Consider the following 2,500-nt stretch of genomic DNA (forward strand, 5'->3'; position numbering starts at 1 on the left):
CCTGGACTTCACCCTGGACATGGGTAGATCACCTGGTTTCGGGTCTACGACCACATACTCATACGCCCTATTCAGACTCGCTTTCGCTGCGGCTCCGTCTCTTCAACTTAACCTTGCATGGGATCGTAACTCGCCGGTTCATTCTACAAAAGGCACGCTATCACCCATTAACGGGCTCTAACTACTTGTAGGCACACGGTTTCAGGATCTCTTTCACTCCCCTTCCGGGGTGCTTTTCACCTTTCCCTCACGGTACTGGTTCACTATCGGTCACTAGGGAGTATTTAGCCTTGGGAGATGGTCCTCCCAGCTTCCGACCGGATTTCACGTGTCCGGCCGTACTCAGGATCCACTCAGGAGGGAACGAAGTTTCAACTACAGGGTTTTTACCTTCTATGACGGACCTTTCCAGATCGCTTCATCTACCCCGTTCCTTTGTAACTCCATGTTGAGTGTCCTACAACCCCAAGAGGCAAGCCTCTTGGTTTGGGCTATGTCCCGTTTCGCTCGCCGCTACTCAGGGAATCGCGTTTGCTTTCTCTTCCTCCGGGTACTTAGATGTTTCAGTTCCCCGGGTCTGCCTTCAATACCCTATGTATTCAGGTAAAGATACTACTCCATTACGAGCAGTGGGTTCCCCCATTCGGAAATCTCCGGATCAAAGCTTACTTACAGCTCCCCGAAGCATATCGGTGTTAGTCCCGTCCTTCATCGGCTCCTAGTGCCAAGGCATCCACCGTGCGCCCTTTCTAACTTAACCTAAATGGTTATACTCTTACTAAATAAGAGAGAAAAACTAATGTGGCGATTCTCGGTTTTACTTTGACTTCTTCTTACGATTATCTAGTTTTCAAAGAACGATTAAAAAAAGCTTTGAGAGAATTGCTCCCTCAAAACTAAACAAACAAGTAACAGTCAACGTTTTATCAGTCCACAAGGACTGCATTATCCTTAGAAAGGAGGTGATCCAGCCGCACCTTCCGATACGGCTACCTTGTTACGACTTCACCCCAATCATCTGTCCCACCTTAGGCGGCTGGCTCCTTGCGGTTACCCCACCGACTTCGGGTGTTACAAACTCTCGTGGTGTGACGGGCGGTGTGTACAAGGCCCGGGAACGTATTCACCGCGGCATGCTGATCCGCGATTACTAGCGATTCCGGCTTCATGCAGGCGAGTTGCAGCCTGCAATCCGAACTGAGAATGGTTTTATGGGATTGGCTAAACCTCGCGGTCTTGCAGCCCTTTGTACCATCCATTGTAGCACGTGTGTAGCCCAGGTCATAAGGGGCATGATGATTTGACGTCATCCCCACCTTCCTCCGGTTTGTCACCGGCAGTCACCTTAGAGTGCCCAACTGAATGCTGGCAACTAAGATCAAGGGTTGCGCTCGTTGCGGGACTTAACCCAACATCTCACGACACGAGCTGACGACAACCATGCACCACCTGTCACTCTGTCCCCCGAAGGGGAAATTCCTATCTCTAGGAGTGTCAGAGGATGTCAAGACCTGGTAAGGTTCTTCGCGTTGCTTCGAATTAAACCACATGCTCCACCGCTTGTGCGGGCCCCCGTCAATTCCTTTGAGTTTCAGCCTTGCGGCCGTACTCCCCAGGCGGAGTGCTTAATGCGTTAGCTGCAGCACTAAAGGGCGGAAACCCTCTAACACTTAGCACTCATCGTTTACGGCGTGGACTACCAGGGTATCTAATCCTGTTTGCTCCCCACGCTTTCGCGCCTCAGCGTCAGTTACAGACCAGAAAGCCGCCTTCGCCACTGGTGTTCCTCCACATCTCTACGCATTTCACCGCTACACGTGGAATTCCGCTTTCCTCTTCTGTACTCAAGTCCCCCAGTTTCCAATGACCCTCCACGGTTGAGCCGTGGGCTTTCACATCAGACTTAAAGGACCGCCTGCGCGCGCTTTACGCCCAATAATTCCGGACAACGCTTGCCACCTACGTATTACCGCGGCTGCTGGCACGTAGTTAGCCGTGGCTTTCTGGTTAGGTACCGTCAAGGTACCGGCAGTTACTCCGGTACTTGTTCTTCCCTAACAACAGAGCTTTACGACCCGAAGGCCTTCATCGCTCACGCGGCGTTGCTCCGTCAGACTTTCGTCCATTGCGGAAGATTCCCTACTGCTGCCTCCCGTAGGAGTCTGGGCCGTGTCTCAGTCCCAGTGTGGCCGATCACCCTCTCAGGTCGGCTACGCATCGTCGCCTTGGTGAGCCGTTACCTCACCAACTAGCTAATGCGCCGCGGGCCCATCTGTAAGTGTCAGCGTAAACCGACTTTCAACTTTCCCTCATGAGAGGAAAAGAATTATCCGGTATTAGCTCCGGTTTCCCGAAGTTATCCCAGTCTTACAGGCAGGTTGCCCACGTGTTACTCACCCGTCCGCCGCTAACCAAGAGGTGCAAGCACCTCAAGATTCGCTCGACTTGCATGTATTAGGCACGCCGCCAGCGTTCGTCCTGAGCCAGGATCAAACTCTCC

At 52.4% G+C, this 2,500-nt stretch carries 2 rRNA genes (both only partly in view); both read right to left on the minus strand.

Annotated elements, in window-relative coordinates:
* Positions 1-760: ribosomal RNA gene (locus ACN6MT_RS02065) — 23S ribosomal RNA — on the minus strand (it extends 2,177 nt beyond the left edge of the window).
* Between the two features lie 195 nt (positions 761-955).
* Positions 956-2,500, minus strand: a 16S ribosomal RNA gene (locus tag ACN6MT_RS02070) (it continues 5 nt past the right edge of the window).
* Together the 16S and 23S rRNA genes form the textbook arrangement of a ribosomal RNA operon.

The sequence above is a fragment of the Neobacillus niacini genome, from assembly GCF_048572935.1.
In the GTDB taxonomy this organism is placed as follows: Bacteria; Bacillota; Bacilli; order Bacillales; family Cytobacillaceae; genus Neobacillus; species Neobacillus niacini.